Here is a 17,894-nt window from a genome sequence, read left to right on the forward strand (position 1 = left end):
AACAAATCATTTTTCTAATTTATATAGGGGGAAATAACATGACCACAGAAAAACAATTCATTCAAAAGATATATTATGAAACATTTTTAACAGAACAAGCCTCCACTGATGCCCAAAAAATTCTTGGAGAAGCATACATAAATGAATCCCAAAACGAATTTGCCAACATATCAAATATTCGCTTTGCACAAGGTGAAGTTTATTTTCATCATAAAGACTTTGAAGCTGCTATTTTTAAATGGGAAAAAGTAAATAATGAACTTTCTTTCTGGGCAAAGAAAAATATAGGTGATGCTTATTTTGAATTAGGTTTCCTTTCCACAGCAGAAGAAATTTATACTTCTATTAAAACGGAAGATATAACACTTACAATGGAAGTTGCTTTACAACTCTTTTCTCTTTATCTTGAACAAAATCGATTAGGTTTGGCTTTTAAAACGATTAATGAAGCTGTTTCATTCCAGCCTGATTATCCTAATATTACTACAATCGCTCGCTCCTTCTATGAAAAACAAGAAGATTGGAACAACGCAATTGAACTTGCAGTACATGAAGGGATTCGAACCAAATCTTTACATTGGTTTGATATTTTGATTCATTATATCAATCTAGGTTTCACAAAAAATATGAAACCAGAATATTTTTATGAAGCATTAAAAACCTTATATACAGTTGATCAAGCACAATTTAAAGAACTCATTTCAGCACTGTGGAATAGCTACCGAGAAGAACCAAACTATTTAACATGGATCCAAACAGTGAATCATTTATTCTGCCATTTAGAAGTAGGTCCTTCCGAGGACTGGAATGAAATTTCTATCCTTTATCAAGAAACATATTGTAAGTTAATTACAGGCCAGCACTTCATGCATGAATTACAAGGAATCATTCCAGATTTATTAACAAATTGGTTCAGTATTACCAAAAAGGAAAATTCTTTATTTGTTTCCGCTGCGGTATTAGCTTGGGATGAAGTCGCTCCTAAAACTTTAGATTCACTTCTTGTAAAAAGTGCTAAAGCTATTCTGTCTCATTTAGAGGCTAATGAAGAAATGAATATAGATAATATTTCTACACTATTTGAAACAATTGCTACATGGGCAGAAAACAATGATGTAGATTTACCACATCAATTCACATTACTTGTTCGCGGTCTTTCTAATTTACAAGTAAAACAATTTCTGATAGCCGGAACGAGCAACCTCGATACATCGTTATTTATGAATTCAATACTAGGGGAAGACATATTAGGGGATTACCAGTCGGTTCCTATCATTTTTAAAGACAATGTTCAAACGGAAATAAACGAATTTACAGATTTAACAATTCGAAGTGTTTCGGACGTGAATACATTTCAAAATATGATGATGACACCTTCTCAAGAAGAAACGAGAAAGAACTGTGTCGAGTTCAAACTACCATGTAGATTTTTAAGAAAAAATAAATTCTCATTCATTGTTACACCTAACTTTAAACAAGCGTTACATATGAAGGATACGGCTCTTGAATATTTGCAAGCAACCGATAGTCTTATTTATATTATCAATACATCTTCACCATTATCGGATGAAGAACTCGATACATTGGTATATATGCAAGAGCAAATGCCTAATTTACAAATTCAATTTATACGAAATAAACTAGATTCAAATATTCATGCAGAGACAGCACAGCAAATGATTAATGAAATTGAAAATAAGATACATGCGCACTTCCCATCGGCACAAATCTTTCCTTATTCACCGCTACAAGAAAATAGTCAGGAATTAAGCGATGTAACTGATTCTATTCTTGCAAATATCGCTAAGAGAGATATAACTCAAGAACGCATAGAAAAACTGTTATGGTTTATTCATAAGACCATTACATATCTCATAAACGAACGTGTCGAGCTAGAAAATACATTAGAAAAATCAATTCGTTGGAATAAGCATATTTTAGTAAAATTAAATGGTTTTCTGAATAATCTCACTACAATCCAAGCAGATACCATCCGTTCGATTACAGATTCGTACCGATTAACAAAAGAAGAAATTATACATGATATACATGCTCAAATTCCAGAGTTGTTACAAAGTTGTTCTGATCTCGTTCAAGAAGATAGTGATTTTAAATCGGTTCATGAGGAAATAAATGATGCAATGAATGAACGAATTCAAAAACATTTACAACAAGTGCTACTACCTAAATTTACAAAATCGATTCAAGAATGGATTGAAACAGCTCATAATGAGTTTATTCAAGGTCAATCTTACTTAGATGAAATGAGTACAACCTTTAATAAACTATACGAAGAAGAACGCATGCAATTACCATGTGATTTCAAACTTCTAGATGATTGGCGCAGGGATGTTGTAAGAATGACGCACCGAATCAAAGTCGATAATGTCAACATATTACTACGTTTTACACCAACACAATTTTTCTTAAAGAGTGCTGGAAAACTGTTTGGAAATAAAAATCAACCTCTTCTCTCTAATAAATATAAACAATATATTGAAACGGAAGATTATACAGATGTGGCTACAACTATTTCTACACAATTCTTCCTGCAATTTGAATTGTTCGAAAGTGCATTAGAACGCGACATTATGATGTTCTTTAAAGATCCTCTTAGCATTTTAAAACAAACTGTAGAAGCAGCTCATCGAGAAATTGAAGAGGATGAACATAATTTAACAAAATTAAGAACAAACCCAGAAACTTATCATGATCCGTTATCTCTATTTAAATTACAGCTATTCCAATATAAATTTATGTTAAATAGAAAGGGACATCATGAAGTTCCAACTACTTAAATATGCCCCCAAGCAATTCTTCAGAATTGTTTGGGGGATTCTTTCTATCATTTCTATATAATTTTCATATGATGAAAAGGATAATAAATAGCAACCAGTGTCCCTAATACTTGCTTCTTATCAATAAACCCTAAACCATTCCGACTGTCTCTACTAATTAAACGATTATCTCCCATAACAAAGATTTTATTTTTTGGTACAGTAATTGGCCCAAAGTCTTCTGTTAAATGAACAAGGAGTTGCTTAGCATGTTTTCGATTTTTCTCTAAATACGGTTCACTATGCACTTGATGATTAATATATAATTGATCATTTTTCATCTCAATTACATCTCCCGGTAATCCAATCACTCTCTTCACATAAAAATTATCTGTCTTCACTACAATAATATCTTCCCTATCATAGCTTTCAAATCTCTTTGCTAATTTATTAATAATGACCTTATCACCATCTTCCAAAGCCGGTCTCATTGATGCCCCATTTACAGTGGTCGGAAAAAATAAAAACACTTTTGCTAAAAAAGCTAGTAAACATGCAATCGCAAATACTTCAAACAATTCACGAAAATGTTTTTTCTTTTCCATCTCCTTCCCCTTTCTCCCCCATCCATATTTGTTTCTATATTCCTTATAATTCGGTATCTCGCTACAAAAAGGACTACTTCACTCGCAGTCCTTCTTCTTTATATTCCCGCATAAATAATACACATTTGTGCAGCAACATATGTTAACCACACAAAAAGTGGGTCATATTTTATCTTTCTTGCACCTATCTCTGTAACTCCAATAATAAAATCAGAAATCACAAATAAAAATCCACCAAGCGCCGGTAACCACCACATAGTATGAGCTGTATCATCTAATGCGAATGCAAAACAAGCCATACCTCCCACCCATACTCCATAAATAAGTGCTCCAAGAGTAAATAACCTATCTTGATTTGGATTCCGAATAAAAAAGAACCACCCAAAGACTAACAAGAAACCATATACAAATAGCCCTATTCCAAAACCAATCCATGAAATACCTGCTTGCAAAAATGCTGTTACATAAAAACAATGCGCAATTGCAAAAGTAATCATTCCCCCTATTAATCGATGACCAAACGGAATAAGCCCAGCCATAAATAAATCACCTACTGTAGACAAGGTCATCCCAATTGCAATCCATCGACGATATTCAATAGAAGGATCTTGCAGTAACATCCATATCGCACTCACAGTTAAGGAAAAACTAAGTACTAAGCGAACAGCTAATGGTAGCGGTCTATTCTCCTGCACTTGATTTGTTTGCACAATGGCATAAATCGCACCAATAACAAAAAAAATAATTTGTCCAGTTAATAAAAGATAAATTTCATTCATAATACGTTCTCCTCAATGAATGACACATATTCTTTCATTTTCCAACGTATAAACTCCAATCATGAACATGTGCTCATTTTCTCATTTTGCTTTTACATAACATAAGGACAAAATCTTCTAATTGTCTCATCCAATACTCTCTTCTACATAAAAATAGCGTTCTCTTTATCTTTTTTCGTGATATAATATCTTTTTTCCTGTTTTTTCGTCAAATAGAAAAGAACCCGTTCAAAATTATCGCTTTTGAACGAGCTCTTTCTCTATGTTTTCGTAGCGGTGAGGGGACGAGATTTGTCGATTAGTCAATATCTCATTTCGAATCGATCATATATTATTTTTTTCTTCTGCTACAATAACAAGGAATTTTTATAACATTTTAGTATCGACTCTCCTCATGACTTTTCTACGCTACTTTCTTTCTTTATCTCTTGTTCCTTAGGTGTACGATTTACGACAATAATCCCTGCTGCAACACAAGCTAGCCCATATAATACAAACGAATGGATTGCTTCTCCTAACATCATACTAGATAACAATACGCCAAACATAGGGATAAAGAACATATACATCGACACTTTTCCTACTTTGTTATATTTCATAACTGTATTCCATATACAAAAGCCTGCCGCCGATAAGAATGATAAATAAAGGAACATAAAAAAGGCCTTAGTAGTAAATATAAACGGCATAAATCCAACTTGAAATATACCAATACACAATAACCCAATGGATCCGAAAATCATTTGATATGCTGTCATATATCCAACATCTAATGTTTTACTACCTTCTTTAGCAAGTATATTCCCATATGAATACATCATCGCTGCTCCAAGAAGTAATACACTCCCGATTCCAAAATGGAATGTAAAACTTCCATCACTTGGTACATTCACTAAAATTACACCGCAAAAACCAATGGAAACACCAATTATTTTTCTTATATTGAGCGCATCATCTTTATACAAGAAATGCGCAATTAAAATTTGAAAAAACGAAGATGTTCCTGAAATAATGGCGCCTTCAATACCAGAACTGTAACTTATGCCGATATAAAAACATACATATTGCAAAAACGTTTGAAATAACCCGATTTGTACTACTTGCTTTGTTGTTTCTTTTTTGAAGTACATATCCTTTCCTAACGCTTTAAAAAAGAATAAAAGGATTACTCCTGATAAGAAAAAGCGATAACCAGCAAATAAAATTTGCTCTCCTACTTCATGCGGCTGAATTCCGAGTTCGGCATAACTTAATTTAATAAAGGGAAAGGCGCTTCCCCATAAAAATGTCGCCGCTATAGCAGCGATACATACACCGATCGGATGAGTAAAAAATTTCTCTGTCTTCACTTGTTGTCTTCCTTCCCGATCTTTTTACAAACAATATTCATATATATCAAAGAAAAAGAAAAAACACAAGTTTTTCAATTTTTTGTATAAGTAAAAACGTATCATAAAAAGAAAACATGTGATATAATATATAGCAATTACAACATAATAACTATTAAAATTAATTTCTGTAAAAAGTGCTGCTATCCGTATGGATGGCAGCTTTCGTCGTTTTATAAGGATTTCGATTTTGATTCTTTTTCTCAATAAGAATTTAGAAGGAGTGAATAAGGATGAACTCAGAAGTAAAAACATTACCACCAACAAAAAATGTATCTCCCTTATCTTGGTTGAAAACATTGCAAGACCATTATGAACTCATCTTTGCAATCCTATCAGGTATTTTCATTTTAACTGGCTGGTTATTCACAAAAAATGAAATGGCAACAGTTGGCGTAACCTTTTACATTTTAGCCTATATAATTGGAGGGTATGCCAAAGCAAAGGAAGGCATTGAAGATACGATTGCTGAGAAGGAATTAAATGTAGAAATGTTAATGCTCTTTGCTGCTATCGGCGCTGCTATTATTGGATACTGGACAGAGGGCGCTATCCTCATATTTATATTTGCCTTAAGTGGTGCTTTGGAATCTTACACGTTAAACAAAAGTCACAAAGAAATTTCAGCACTTTTGGACTTACAACCTGAGGAAGCCTTGCGCATTTCAAATGGCAACGAAGAACGCATTCCTGTGGAACAATTACAAGTGAATGATACGATCTTAATTAAGCCGGGTGAGCGCGTTCCTGCTGATGGCATCATCCATAAAGGTGAGACCAATATTGATGAGGCAGCGATTACTGGTGAACCAATTCCAAATGAAAAAAAATTGGGTGATGAAGTATTTGCGGGAACTGTCAATTTACGTGGTGCAATTGAAGTAAATATTACAAAACGTAGCGATCAAACATTGTTCCAAAAAATCATCCGCCTCGTTCAAAATGCACAAAGTGAAAAATCACCGTCACAACTATTTATTGAAAAATTTGAAGGAACATATGTAAAAGGCGTATTGTTTATTGTTGCTCTTATGATGTTTGTTCCTCACTTTTTATTAGATTGGAGCTGGAATGAAACATTTTATCGTGCAATGATTTTACTTGTCGTTGCCTCTCCTTGTGCGCTTGTTGCTGCTATTACACCAGCAACTTTATCAGCAATCTCTAATGGTGCAAGAAACGGTATTTTGTTTAAAGGTGGTATTCATTTAGAACGCCTTGCTTCTGTTAAAGCAATTGCTTTTGACAAAACAGGAACATTAACACAAGGTAAGCCAATCGTCACCGACATATATGTGCGCGAAGGAATAGCAAAAAAAGAATTGATTTCTATCATAGCAGCAATTGAAAGTCATTCTACCCATCCTTTAGCAGAAGCAATTGTTAAATATGCTAAACAAACATATGACATTACACTCTACAAACCAGAAAATGTAGAAGATGTCACTGGATTTGGATTAAAAGGAATAGTGGCAAACAAAGCTTATAAAATCGGAAAAGCAGATTTTATAGGTGAAGATACAAAAACATTCCATAACGGTATTTCTACTATACTGGAACAAGAAGGTAAAACGGTTGTCTATATTCGTGATGATGAATGCATTCTTGGACTTATTGCTTTAAAAGATACGCTTCGACAAGAAACAATTGCAGCTATTCGTGATTTACAAAGCATTGGTGTGGAAGCCATTATGATTACTGGAGATCATGAACAAACAGCTAAGGCGATCGCAACAGAAAGTAATATAAAAGAGTATTACGCATCCTGTTTACCGGAAACGAAAGTAGAAACAGTGAAACAACTAAAAGAAAAATATGGAACCGTAGCAATGGTTGGAGATGGCATTAATGATGCTCCTGCATTAGCGACTGCCAGCATTGGAGTGGCAATGGGAGAAGGAACAGATGTCGCTTTAGAAACTGCCGACGTAGTTCTCATGAAAAATGAATTATCTCGTCTCGCTCAAGCCATCCGGTTATCAAAACGAATGAATCGTATTGTAAAACAAAACGTTATCTTTTCTTTAACCGTCATTGCTATGCTTATTTGCTCTAACTTTTTACAACTTTTAGCTCTTCCATTCGGCGTAATCGGGCATGAAGGAAGTACCATTCTCGTCATCCTTAATGGCTTACGATTATTAAAAGGCAATAAATAAACGGGTCCTCTGAGAGAACCCGTTTATTTTAATGGTAACCATTCTGTCCATTCGCACTACCGCTCGTTTTATGCTTCGGATGTGAACTACTTTTTTGTTTCCCATTATTTTTGTTATTATGATTCTTTTTATTATTACTCATCATAATCCCCCCTATTCCTTTTTATTATGGAACAAGGGGCTACTTTTCATTCCGGGAATTATTGTCATTAGTACGGTAAAAGTAAAGTAATCCATTAATTTCTCCACCTAGTAAAATGACCCAAGCAGTCAAATAGAACCACAACATCAAAATGATAATACCACCAAGGCCACCATATGTATTGGCATAATTTGCAAACTTGTCTACATAATAGGCAAATGAGTACGATACGACAATCCATCCAACTGTTGCAAATAATGCTCCGGATATAACTTCTCTTCTTTTTAATTTGCGATCAGGTGCAAATGTATATAAGAAGCTAAATAAAGCGAATAAAACTAAAAAGCTCGCTACTAATCGTATAATACTCCATACGAAAGAAAAACTTTCTGATAAACCGAGCACTTTAAACACAGCGGCTCCAATTACTTGTCCAAAAACAGGCACAATTAAGGCGAAAACGATCATAAAAATCATCGCCAGTGTAAATACAATAGACAAAGCTCTTGTTACAATGAAAGAGCGCGTTTCCTTTACATCATAAGCACGATTAAATGCATTCATCACTGCATTTACACCATTTGAAGCAAACCATAGCATTGATAATAAACCAAATGATAGTAATCCACCATTTTGATTATTTATTACTTGATCTACATTTACTTCAATTAAGTTCATTGCCTCTTCAGGCACATAAGGCTCCAATAAGTTGAGCACATTCTCTGTTTGAAGGTCAATAAATCCAAGAAGCGTGATTACAAAAACAAGCCCAGGAAAAATAGCAAGCAAGAAGAAATAAGCGAGCTGTGCTGCTAAGCCCGCTACATCATCTCGCATCGTTCGATCATATAAATCTTTTCCAAACGAATAGACACGATTTCCTCTTGCTTTTTCTAGAATTTTTTTCATTTGTCCTTAAACACTTTTCTTCTCTTCTTTATTCTCTTTTAATTCCACATATGCTTCTGTTTTCTTTTCCTCTGTCTGAGAGTCCTTCATAAGTAACTCACGTGCTTCTTTCATACCACCGTCTTGAGCTACCACTGGCTCTTCTTCCGCTTTTAACTCTTTAGCTTTTACAGGAGCAGCCTGAATTTCAATTGTTTCCGGCTTCTCTTCTGAATGGATTTTTTTCTTAGTAAAGATTTCTTTCGTTTCCTTTATTGTATCCACAACAGTCGGCGTTAACTTCTTTATTTCTGCTACTTTAGCTTTTACTACATTAAAATCAGCAAGCTCGCGCCCTTTATCTGTAACAGTTTGCATTTTTTCTTTTATTTTCGCATTCTCACCAATTTCAATCATCTTTGTTTTTGCTTTTTCTGCTGTTTGTTTTACCTTTTCACGATTTTCTTTTTTTAACATAGAAATTGCTACACCTGCTGCTACCCCAATTGCAATATTTCGAGCTATATTATTCTTTTTTGCCATATTCCTTCACCCTTTCTTTTTCTTATGTTAGAAAGTATGTCTTTCTAAACTCACTCATATTCCTTGCTCATTGCGAATGAATGTTAATAACTTTGCGCACCCTTCTGTTACAAGGTCGTATACTTCTTGAAAGTTCCCTGTAAAATAAGGGTCAGGAACATCTGTCCAGCCACTATCTGGAACAAAATCGGACAGTCTACCAATATAGCCTCCACATTTACCGATTTTTTCTAAATCCACTATATTCCTATTGTCCATGGCAATAATATAATCAAACTTTGTTAAGTCTTCTTTTTCTATTTGACGTGCTTTAATTCCTTCAAAAGAGACTTCATTTTCTGTTAAAATTTTTTGCGTTCCTTTATGAGGCGGCTGTCCAATATGCCAATCTCCTGTCCCAGCAGAATCAATTTGAATCTCATTTTCTAACCCTTCGTTTCTAACAAGTTTTCTAAAAATCGCCTCTGCCATAGGTGACCGACAAATGTTTCCAAGACAAACAAACAATACTTGAATCACATTTGTTCTTCCCTTCTTGTTGCTTTCTTATATACATATAGTATAAACAACCAATGATTAATTATAAAGGAAATTCCTACTAATTTAATAGGATTGAAAAGTTTCATTAACGAAAATGATAAAAAATGTTAAGATAATCTTATGTTATTTTAAAGGGGGACACTTCGGTGGATTTATCCGTAAAGTCACAAGAAAATGTTGAACATATGGTAGAAGCCATTAAAGAAAAATTACGTATGGTCAATGCAGGTGCCATGAAAGCTGCGAACTTTGACGAAGATATGTACGAAGATTTACGCGACATTTACGATCATGTTATGAAACGTGAAACATTCAGTATTAGTGAAATGCAAGCTATTACAGAAGAATTAGGTACATTAATGAAAAAATAGCGAAGACAAGCTGTGAAGAATATTTCTTCACAGCTTATTTTATAGAATTCCAACAAATTCATGAAATCACTTTATTCCGCATCCCCCAAAGCCAAAGTACGATACAATGAAGATAGAACCTCATCGTAGATTATTTCCTCACGCATATCACTACATGTTTTTTTACTGAAGGTGCTTATAATAAAATACATCATTTACATGCTTTTGCCCGCGTCTCTCCAGAACATAAAGTAAAAATTGTTAAAGCTCTGCGTGCAAAAGGAAATATCGTCTCTATGACTGTTGACAGTGCAAATGACGCTCCTTCTTTAAAACAAGCCGATATTGGGGTGGCGATGGGAATCACAGGAACAGATGTTGCTAAAGGCGCAGCTGATATGGTATTAACAGACGATAATTTTTCTTCCATTGTGAAAGCCGTTGAAGAAGACCGAAACATTTATTGCAACATAAAAAAGCAATTCTTTTTCTTCTTTCTTGTAACTTCGGGGAAATTATTGCACTTTTTTTAGCTATATTACTTGGATGGGCGACACCGCTGCGTCCTATTCATATTCTTTGGGTCAATTTAATCACTGATACACTTCCTGCTTTATCGTTCGGTGTTGATCCTGAAGACCTTGAAGTAATGAAAGAGAAACCTCACAGGGCAAAAGAAAGTTTATTTAGCGGAAGCATCCCTTTTCTTGTTCTAAATGGTATGGTAATTGGAATGATGACTTTAATCGCCTTTATTGTTGGTACAAAGCTCTATACAGGTGATACAAATCTTTTTCCAGCTTATATTCATGAAGATGCTTTATTGCATGCACAAACAATGGCTTTTGTTGTATTAAGTTTTTCTCAACTTGTTCATTCATTTAACTTGCGATCACGTACGAAATCTATTTTTTCAATTGGACTCTTTACAAATAAATATTTAGTTTTCTCACTGCTAATCGGTGTCGCTATACAAGTGTGTATCATCTCTATTTCACCTCTTGCAAATCTATTTGGCGTACACCCTTTAACATTAAAAGATTGGGGATTTGTACTTTTTCTAAGCATGATTCCTCTTATCGTTAACGAAGTAATAAAATTATTCAAGAAAAGTGAAAAAGCGATGAGTTAAGTTTCTCATCGCTTTTTGTTTATCCTCGCAATTCTTTTTTAATATTCTCTGTAAGCTCAGCCATACGCTTACGCCCTTCTTCACGTTCCCGCTTATTTTGTTCTTCAATTTGCCGTGTTTCTTGCATGCCCCTTGAAATAATATTCCAAGTTTCTTCTAACGTCTCCATTTTAATACTCGAAGACCCAGATAACCTCGCAACCTCTACACTTTGTGTTGCAATATTTTGGGCATTTTTCTTAAGAAGCTCATTTGTACGACGATCCAATTCGGCCATTGAATCCGCAACTAGTTTTTGACGCTTTGCATTTACAGCTTGAATAATTCCATTTTTGAAGATTGGGATTGTAGTAATGAAGGCTGTATTGATTTTCCCAATTAATTTATTATTACCACGTTGAATCATCCGAATTTGTGGTGCTGTTAACAATGCAACCATACGAGCTTTTTCCAAATCATCGATACGCTGCTCTAAAATTTCAACAGAGTTTCTAAGAGATTCTAACTCGATTCCTGCTAATTGGTCGTTATTTTGCACCCGTTCTTCATACATAGGAATTAATTCTGTATTTAAACGTTCTAACAACATTTCGCCTGCGACCACGTACTTCTCTAAGTCTAAATAGTACTTTAAATTTTGATCATATAAACCGTCTAGCGTACCGATTGATTTTTTCATTTCATCTTGATATTTCGTAATTTCCACATATACTTTGTCAATTTCGCGCCCCATTGTTTGATATTTACTAAAGATTTGTTCAATCAATTTATCTGCTTTTTTAAACATACGAGAGAAAAATCCACCTTTTTCTTCCGCAAAATCTTTACTATCAAATTTATCCATAATTTTACCAAGTTGTTTCAGTAAATCACCGGAATCTTCGACCTTCGCTAATGACATTGTATGTAAAATTTGATCGGCAAAGCGAGAAATTTCCATTGAAGGCTCTTTACCAAGCTCAATTAATTCCAGCTGATCTTTAATATCAATGGCATTATAAATTCGTTGAACTTCTGGATCCTGTCTAAGTTGCATGCGCACATCTTGTGCCGTTTGTTCCGTTAATTCTGTTTTAGAATCAAGTATAACTGGATTCTTCATATACATTTCTCCTTTTCCTTATAAAAATGGACGAAATAGCCCTTTAATTGTTTGAGATAAATTCTTATAAGCTGATGCACCATGAAATTCAAGATTGAAATTCACTTCCTCAAGCCAATGGGAATCAAATGCTGCTTCTGCAATATAGGGCTCAATATCATTTCTTCCTGTTGGATTGAAGTGTAGTACATCAATCCCAATTTGGTTTAAAAATAACAATAACACTGCGTCAGAACGTGTTAATTCCCCACTCTTCTCATTGTTAAATATAACAATTTTTGGCACCTCTTGTGAATAATCGAATTTCTCAAGAAGTTCTAAAATATGAGGTGGAATTTGAGAAAGTTGCGCAAAAACATATAATGCAACATCTTGTTTTGTTTCTTTTCCAATTGGTTTAAATAGATCGCTTTCGCATGTATGAATAATAGCTTCTGCGATACCATGTTGCAGTCCTTCAGGCAGGCGCTTATGTGGCCACCAATGACTATTCATAATTTGATCTGGATGTAATTTCCCGGCTCGATCTAATGCATCTCGATAATGAAATTGAAAGTTAGCTTTTTGTTCTTTTGTAAATGGAAATCTATTAATTAATAGACTATTATCAAACGATGTAACAGCTTTTAATCGCTGAAAATATTCTTTTTCACTTTTGGAAACCCCTGATATTTTCGCAAATAGAGAAGGAATATAAATATGTTTATTCTCTACAAAAAATGTCGGGCGGACAAATGCCTTTTCTTTTGTAAGAATGAAAAGTTCATCGTATGTTGTCTTGAGTGTACGTGCTACGGGTGTATACATGCGGAATTGCCACGGTCTATATAAGAGTGAATTATCATGATGAAGCACTTGTTCAATTTCCTTCGATGCTTGATATGCCACTGTTGCAACGCGCTCACGGCGGCGGTCTGGAAATGGCTCCAATGAAATGCGTCCTGGATGAGAGAATACAAAAGTTCGCCCCTCTTCATCAATACTTTCCAAAACATCTTTTCCTTCTGGATGATAATATAAAACGTCACATCCAAGCATAATAAGAAAATATAAAAAGTAGATGCGGCTCTCTTTTGCATCACCATACCAAATAATACGTGGCATTTGTTTTTTATAGTGAATTGTAGAGAACCACTTAGCTATATAATTCTCACTTAATTTGATTATATCAATTAAGAAGCGACGAAATCCTTCTGTTTTTAATGATTGATTATGTTGCTTCTCATATAATTTCAATATAGAAATAAAAGTACTATGTATATAGTACTGTAAATCTGGATTCTCTACTTTTGGTAACAATTGTTTCCCCGATAAGTGTGCAACAAGCCGATTCACAGTAAGACCATTTGGCGCTTCTTGATGCACAGCAAATATCTCTTGAATCTGACGAAGTTTTTCAGAATCAATGACTTTATCTAAATTTTGTTCATACAATACATGAATTCCTTTTGTTTCACTATAATCATATAATTCATTAAAATACTCATCGACATCATTAGGAACTCCAAGAATACGACAGGCTATATAGCTAAATCTCATTTCATTTTCTGTTAACTCATATTGCGGACGTTTTTCTAAAATTGTTTCGAATAGCTGTAAATGAGCTTCTTCTTTTAAAGGGTGTGGATGAAGTGTAAAACGCGAAAACACGAAGGTTCACCTCCAAAAACATTTGCTGTTAAAAAAGATTCATTCATTTATTTCTTTATTATACCATTTTTAATTATAAAAAATGGGCGCTCGTATAACGAGCAAACCCAAGTCAATTATTTATCGTCTTCCTTCGTAGCCGCAACTTCCTCTCTGGCTTGTCCTTTTCGCATATAATGCAAAATAAATGTTGCACTAAATGCGATCACTAAAATCATAAAGAATAACCAGTGCGGTACTTCAATATGAATCACAGATAGTAACATCTTCGCTGCAATAATTAAAATTAAAATATACGCTGTCGATTCAAGTTCAGGAACACGTTCTAATAATCTTAAAAATACACCTGCAATACCACGCATCATTAAAATACCCAGCATTCCACCTAATAATAGAATCCAAACTTCATTGGATACACCAAAAGCTGCAAGAACGCTATCTACTGAAAATGCAATATCCATAAGCTCAACCATGACAACTGTTCCCCAGAATACACCAAATATTCTAAAGAGAACGCTATTTTGGTTCATACCATGAGCTTCTTCTTCTTCACTCTCACCTTTGCGTTTGTCAATAAAGTACTTGATAGAAAGCCATGCAAGGTAAAGGGCTCCAAGTACTTTCACCCACCATAATTTAATTAAGAACATCCCGATTCCAATTGCAATAAATCGGAACACATATGCACCAATTAAACCATAAAATAATGCTTTTTTACGCTTCTTTTCCGGCAAGTGTTTTACCATTACAGCTAACACAAGTGCATTATCAGCAGATAATAATCCTTCAAGTACAACAAGTGTACCAATTAAGCCCCAAGATACTGGATCTTGTAATACTCTAATCCACATGTCCAAATCAAAAAATTGGGCATACGTATCAAGGATTCCTTGTAAAACGCTCATCTTACCATTATCCCCTATTCTTTGCTAGATTTATAGAAAGGGCAAAAAGAAGGAAACGAAGTTCGTTTCCTTCTTATGCATCCAAGCCATACGCTCTTACAAGCGCACCTAATCCCCCTTGGAATCCACTTCCTACCGCATTAAACTTCCATTGTCCATTATGACGATATAATTCACAAAAAACAACTGCTGTTTCAATGGAAAAATCTTCTCCTAAATCAAAACGTAAAATTTCTTCATTTGTTTCTTCATTTACTAAACGAACAAACGCATTTGCGACTTGTCCAAAGTTTTGATTCCGACTTTCCGCATCATAAATTGTAACTGTAAAAGCTATTTTTTGAACATCCGCTGGAACTTTTGTTAAGTCTACAATAAGTTGCTCATCATCGCCTTCTCCTTCACCTGTACGGTTGTCACCTGTATGTAAAACAGATCCACAAGGAGACTGCAAGTTGTTATAGAAAATAAAATCTGTTTCTTTCGTACATTTTCCATGTGCATCTAGTAAAAAGGCTGATGCATCTAAATCATAATCAGATCCACCATCATACGCCTTAATATCCCACCCAAGGCCGATTATTGCTTTTTTTAGACCAGGGCTTGTCTTACTCAAATCGATTTTCTGTCCCTTTTGCAACTGGATCGCCATCTATCTTCACCTCTATTGTCATTCTATATATATGAACCTAATTACTCTACATCTAATCCAAAGTTATTACATAATGCACCTAATCCACCTTGGAATCCACTTCCTATCGCATTAAACTTCCATTCGCCAGCATGACGATATAACTCGCCAACAACAACCGCTGTCTCAATCGAGAAATCTTCTCCTAAGTCATAGCGGATTAATTCAGCGTTCTTTTCTTCATCTATAATGCGTACGAAAGAGTTAGATACTTGTCCAAAGTTTTGGTTGCGACCTTCTCCTTCATAAATAGTAATTGTAAAGCAAATGCGCTCAATACTTGCAGGAACATTCTTTAAATCTACTTTAATTACTTCATCATCGCCGTCTCCTTCGCCTGTACGATTATCTCCTAAATGTTGTACGGAACCATTTGCGCCCTTTGGATTGTTATAGAATACAAAGTCTTCCGCTCCGGAAACTTTTCCATTTGCCCCTACTAGAAAAACGCTAACATCTAAATCAAAATCATGTTGTCCATCATAACGATTTGTGTCCCATCCAAGACCTACAAGTACTTTAGATAATCCTGGATTTGTTTTTGTTAAATCAACCTTTTGTCCTTTTTTTAATGAAATAGATGCCATTTATTCTTCCTCCTTAAACTCAATTACTGATAACGAGATACAATCTCACTTAAATTTTTATCTTGTGTGCCTTCCCCAATCGCAGAGAACTTCCACTCATTTCCGTATCGATACATTTCACCTGCAATTAATGTCGTTTTCCCACCGTAATTTTCAGATAAATTGTAACGTGCTAATTCTTCACGCGTTTGCGGATTTTGAATACGAATATACGCATTCTGAATCATTCCAAAGTCTTGACGACGATTCACACAATCATAAATGTTTACAACAAACACTAAACGATTAATACGACTTGGAACTTTATGCAATTCTACGAAAATTGTTTCGTCATCGCCTTCTCCTTCACCTGTTAAATTATCACCTGAATGAATAATACTCCCACAAGCAGAAAGCTTATTCCCAAAATAAACGAGATCATTCTTATTCACAAAACGATCGTTTTCTAGCATAACTACTGATGCATCACAATCGATGTTTGGTTTACTGCCAAATAAGGAAGAGAGAAATCCACCTGATTGTCCCACAGGATCCCATCCTAAACCAACCTGTAGTTTTGCTACTTTTGGTTGTCCCTTCGTTAAATCAATCTTCTGTCCTTTTTCTAAAATAATAGGCATGAAGTTTCTTCCTTTCTACAAGATATTCTCCCGAAAAGGGAAAATATTGTATTCTTCTCTTATATTGTAGCATTTCTTGTCGATTGAAAAAAAGAATAAATTTTCAATTATTATGAAAACATTTGTATTATTTATTTAGATGGATGTAATAAATGGTAAATTGCTCCAATCATTCCAGCATGATTACCATGTTGCGCAAGCTCAATCTCACAGTTTTCATAACTCTCTCTATTCAAGTATTCTTTTACTTCTTTTTTCACTTCTTCTAAAAAGACGTTCCCTCTTGCGGTAATCCCTCCCCCAATAATGATTGCTTCTGGGTTAAAAATGTAAGCAAGGTTACTAATTCCAATCGCTAAATGCTGAAAAAATTTTTGAACAGCTTGCGTTGCTTCTTTATCCTTCTTATCGTATAGTTCAAAGATTCTTTTCCCATCCCACTGACCGCCACTTTTATATTGCTTTACAAGGCGAATTAATCCTGAAATAGATGCAACTTCTTCAAATCTTTCCCCTTCTATTCGCATATTCCCCCATTCGCCCGCACTAAATGAATGACCACGATACAATTTCTCACCAATGATAATTGCACCACCAATTCCTGTACCTAGCGTAAGCATAATAAAGTTTGCTCTTTGCTGTCCGGCCCCCTTCCATTTTTCTCCTAATGCTGCACAATTTACATCATTCTCTATAGATACAGGGACATTCAATATATTTTGTAATCTCTCAATAATTGGAATGCCCGCATAATTTGGTATATGATCTATTCCGCCTGTTATAATTCCTTTATGAATATCGACAATTCCAGCTGTACTAATGCCGATGCCAGAGATATCGTGAAGTTTCATTAAATGATGAGATAAATGAATCATTTTTTGAACAATCTGCTCCCCACCTAAATGGATTTCTGTCGGAACTGCATGATGTACTAGCACTGTTCCCTCTTCTGACACCACTCCATATTTCATTTGTGTACCACCAATATCAACTGCAATATAATGTTTCATTTTCTTTCATCTCCCAGTACCCTTAC

Annotated in this window: 16 protein-coding genes and 1 pseudogene; 4 read left to right on the forward strand and 13 right to left on the reverse strand. The window is 34.7% G+C overall.

Annotated features, from left to right (window positions below):
* Positions 1 to 38 precede the first annotated feature (38 nt).
* On the forward strand, positions 39 to 2,798 hold the full coding sequence (locus MR059_RS13225; RefSeq protein WP_011983515.1) for a tetratricopeptide repeat protein: 2,760 nt from the start codon (positions 39 to 41) through the stop codon (positions 2,796 to 2,798).
* Between the two features lie 53 nt (positions 2,799 to 2,851).
* On the opposite strand, the gene lepB is transcribed toward MR059_RS13225, so the two are convergent.
* From lepB to MR059_RS13240, 3 genes are all read right to left on the reverse strand, one after another.
* Positions 2,852 to 3,382, reverse strand: a complete 531-nt coding sequence (gene lepB, locus MR059_RS13230; RefSeq protein WP_011983514.1) for a signal peptidase I — start codon at positions 3,380 to 3,382, stop codon at positions 2,852 to 2,854.
* Between the two features lie 98 nt (positions 3,383 to 3,480).
* The gene (locus MR059_RS13235) at positions 3,481 to 4,161 is read right to left on the reverse strand and encodes a lysoplasmalogenase (RefSeq protein ID WP_011983513.1); all 681 of its coding nucleotides are present in this window, start codon (positions 4,159 to 4,161) and stop codon (positions 3,481 to 3,483) included.
* Positions 4,162 to 4,553: 392 nt separating this feature from the next.
* The gene (locus MR059_RS13240) at positions 4,554 to 5,510 is read right to left on the reverse strand and encodes a DMT family transporter (RefSeq protein ID WP_242161865.1); all 957 of its coding nucleotides are present in this window, start codon (positions 5,508 to 5,510) and stop codon (positions 4,554 to 4,556) included.
* A 272-nt stretch (positions 5,511 to 5,782) separates the two neighbouring features.
* Here MR059_RS13240 and MR059_RS13245 point away from each other — a divergent pair, with 272 nt between their 5' ends.
* A complete protein-coding gene (locus tag MR059_RS13245; RefSeq protein ID WP_087094411.1) occupies positions 5,783 to 7,708 on the forward strand; it encodes a heavy metal translocating P-type ATPase in 1,926 nt (641 codons plus the stop codon).
* Between the two features lie 181 nt (positions 7,709 to 7,889).
* On the opposite strand, the gene MR059_RS13250 is transcribed toward MR059_RS13245, so the two are convergent.
* From MR059_RS13250 to MR059_RS13260, 3 genes are read right to left on the reverse strand one after another with little or no spacing between them, the layout of a single operon-like run.
* Positions 7,890 to 8,759, reverse strand: a complete 870-nt coding sequence (locus MR059_RS13250) for a YihY/virulence factor BrkB family protein (RefSeq protein WP_011983509.1) — start codon at positions 8,757 to 8,759, stop codon at positions 7,890 to 7,892.
* Between the two features lie 6 nt (positions 8,760 to 8,765).
* Positions 8,766 to 9,281 carry a DUF4075 domain-containing protein gene (locus MR059_RS13255; RefSeq protein WP_011983508.1) on the reverse strand — a complete coding sequence of 172 codons (516 nt, stop codon included), beginning with the start codon at positions 9,279 to 9,281 and terminating at the stop codon, positions 8,766 to 8,768.
* 54 nt (positions 9,282 to 9,335) lie between these two features.
* Positions 9,336 to 9,800, reverse strand: a complete 465-nt coding sequence (locus MR059_RS13260) for a low molecular weight protein-tyrosine-phosphatase (protein ID WP_011983507.1) — start codon at positions 9,798 to 9,800, stop codon at positions 9,336 to 9,338.
* 167 nt (positions 9,801 to 9,967) lie between these two features.
* Between MR059_RS13260 and MR059_RS13265 the strand changes: the two genes are divergently transcribed.
* Together MR059_RS13265 and MR059_RS13270 are read left to right on the forward strand one after the other, a co-directional pair.
* The gene (locus MR059_RS13265; RefSeq protein ID WP_011983505.1) at positions 9,968 to 10,192 is read left to right on the forward strand and encodes a DUF1128 domain-containing protein; all 225 of its coding nucleotides are present in this window, start codon (positions 9,968 to 9,970) and stop codon (positions 10,190 to 10,192) included.
* A 179-nt stretch (positions 10,193 to 10,371) separates the two neighbouring features.
* Positions 10,372 to 11,303: pseudogene (locus MR059_RS13270) on the forward strand (HAD-IC family P-type ATPase); the annotation flags it as partial.
* 19 nt (positions 11,304 to 11,322) lie between these two features.
* Here the strand turns inward: MR059_RS13270 and MR059_RS13275 are convergent.
* The 7 genes from MR059_RS13275 to MR059_RS13305 form a co-directional block, all read right to left on the reverse strand.
* Positions 11,323 to 12,405, reverse strand: coding sequence for a toxic anion resistance protein (locus MR059_RS13275; protein WP_011983504.1), 1,083 nt, complete (start codon positions 12,403 to 12,405; stop codon positions 11,323 to 11,325).
* Positions 12,406 to 12,423: 18 nt separating this feature from the next.
* Positions 12,424 to 14,055 carry a YceG family protein gene (locus tag MR059_RS13280; protein WP_242161866.1) on the reverse strand — a complete coding sequence of 544 codons (1,632 nt, stop codon included), beginning with the start codon at positions 14,053 to 14,055 and terminating at the stop codon, positions 12,424 to 12,426.
* A 116-nt stretch (positions 14,056 to 14,171) separates the two neighbouring features.
* The gene (locus MR059_RS13285; RefSeq protein ID WP_011983502.1) at positions 14,172 to 14,960 is read right to left on the reverse strand and encodes a TerC family protein; all 789 of its coding nucleotides are present in this window, start codon (positions 14,958 to 14,960) and stop codon (positions 14,172 to 14,174) included.
* 73 nt (positions 14,961 to 15,033) lie between these two features.
* A complete protein-coding gene (locus MR059_RS13290) occupies positions 15,034 to 15,612 on the reverse strand; it encodes a TerD family protein (RefSeq protein WP_011983501.1) in 579 nt (192 codons plus the stop codon).
* 41 nt (positions 15,613 to 15,653) lie between these two features.
* Positions 15,654 to 16,238: a TerD family protein gene (locus MR059_RS13295; RefSeq protein ID WP_011983500.1), complete on the reverse strand. Its 585-nt coding sequence runs from the start codon at positions 16,236 to 16,238 to the stop codon at positions 15,654 to 15,656.
* Positions 16,239 to 16,261: 23 nt separating this feature from the next.
* Entirely contained in the window at positions 16,262 to 16,858 is a 597-nt protein-coding gene (locus MR059_RS13300; RefSeq protein WP_011983499.1) for a TerD family protein, read from the reverse strand.
* Between the two features lie 131 nt (positions 16,859 to 16,989).
* Positions 16,990 to 17,868: an ROK family protein gene (locus tag MR059_RS13305; protein ID WP_011983498.1), complete on the reverse strand. Its 879-nt coding sequence runs from the start codon at positions 17,866 to 17,868 to the stop codon at positions 16,990 to 16,992.
* Positions 17,869 to 17,894: the final 26 nt, after the last annotated feature.

This window comes from Bacillus cereus group sp. BfR-BA-01522 (genome assembly GCF_022662635.1).
Taxonomy (GTDB): Bacteria; Bacillota; Bacilli; order Bacillales; family Bacillaceae_G; genus Bacillus_A; species Bacillus_A cytotoxicus.

Excerpts from the sequence above, each read along its gene's own strand:
- MR059_RS13295 (WP_011983500.1), bottom strand. The coding sequence starts at position 16,238 with ATGGCATCTATTTCATTAAAAAAAGGACAAAAGGTTGATTTAACAAAA.
- lepB (WP_011983514.1), bottom strand. The coding sequence starts at position 3,382 with ATGGAAAAGAAAAAACATTTTCGTGAATTGTTTGAAGTATTTGCGATT.
- MR059_RS13300 (WP_011983499.1), bottom strand. The coding sequence starts at position 16,858 with ATGCCTATTATTTTAGAAAAAGGACAGAAGATTGATTTAACGAAGGGA.
- MR059_RS13305 (WP_011983498.1), bottom strand. The coding sequence starts at position 17,868 with ATGAAACATTATATTGCAGTTGATATTGGTGGTACACAAATGAAATAT.
- MR059_RS13275 (WP_011983504.1), bottom strand. The coding sequence starts at position 12,405 with ATGAAGAATCCAGTTATACTTGATTCTAAAACAGAATTAACGGAACAA.
- MR059_RS13285 (WP_011983502.1), bottom strand. The coding sequence starts at position 14,960 with ATGAGCGTTTTACAAGGAATCCTTGATACGTATGCCCAATTTTTTGAT.
- MR059_RS13255 (WP_011983508.1), bottom strand. The coding sequence starts at position 9,281 with ATGGCAAAAAAGAATAATATAGCTCGAAATATTGCAATTGGGGTAGCA.
- MR059_RS13250 (WP_011983509.1), bottom strand. The coding sequence starts at position 8,759 with ATGAAAAAAATTCTAGAAAAAGCAAGAGGAAATCGTGTCTATTCGTTT.
- MR059_RS13290 (WP_011983501.1), bottom strand. The coding sequence starts at position 15,612 with ATGGCGATCCAGTTGCAAAAGGGACAGAAAATCGATTTGAGTAAGACA.
- MR059_RS13235 (WP_011983513.1), bottom strand. The coding sequence starts at position 4,161 with ATGAATGAAATTTATCTTTTATTAACTGGACAAATTATTTTTTTTGTT.
- MR059_RS13225 (WP_011983515.1), top strand. The coding sequence starts at position 39 with ATGACCACAGAAAAACAATTCATTCAAAAGATATATTATGAAACATTT.
- MR059_RS13245 (WP_087094411.1), top strand. The coding sequence starts at position 5,783 with ATGAACTCAGAAGTAAAAACATTACCACCAACAAAAAATGTATCTCCC.